The following is a 535-nucleotide window of genomic DNA, read 5'->3' on the forward strand; positions in this document are numbered from 1 at the left end:
CCACTTCCAGCTATCTGTGGTGGTTTCCACAGGAATCATTTCAATACAATCGGTTGGACATGGCGCGACACACAAGTCGCAGCCTGTACATTCGTCTTTGATGACCGTGTGAACGGCTTTTGTCCCACCAACAATCGCATCAACAGGACAAGCTTGAATACACTTAGTACAACCGATACACATATCTTCGTGAATGAAGGCAACGGTCGGTACTTTGCTGTCTAGATCGTGTGCCGACTCTTCAGGTTCCACACCCATTAAGTCTGCGAGTTTTTCGATGGTTGCTTGACCGCCGGGAGGACACTTATTGATGTTGTCTCCATTCGCAATCGCTTCTGCGTATGGTCGACAGCCTGGATAACCACATTGGCCACATTGTGTTTGTGGAAGAATCGCGTCGATTTGATCCACGATAGGATCCGCTTCAACTTTAAAGCGAATAGAAGCAAAACCAAGAATGGCGCCAAAAATCGCAGCAAGCACAGCGAGTGCGATGATCGCAATTAAAATCGTACTCATTGTTTACTTCACCAAA

Annotated in this window: 1 protein-coding gene; it reads right to left on the bottom strand. The window is 46.9% G+C overall.

The window, feature by feature from the left end; all coding sequences use genetic code 11:
• Positions 1-519 (bottom strand): electron transport complex subunit RsxB (rsxB, locus tag R7Q11_RS28945; protein ID WP_225467316.1); only part of this gene is annotated, 519 nt, incomplete at its 3' end.
• Between the last annotated feature and the right edge of the window lie 16 nt (positions 520-535).

This window comes from Vibrio sp. 970, from assembly GCF_033339075.1.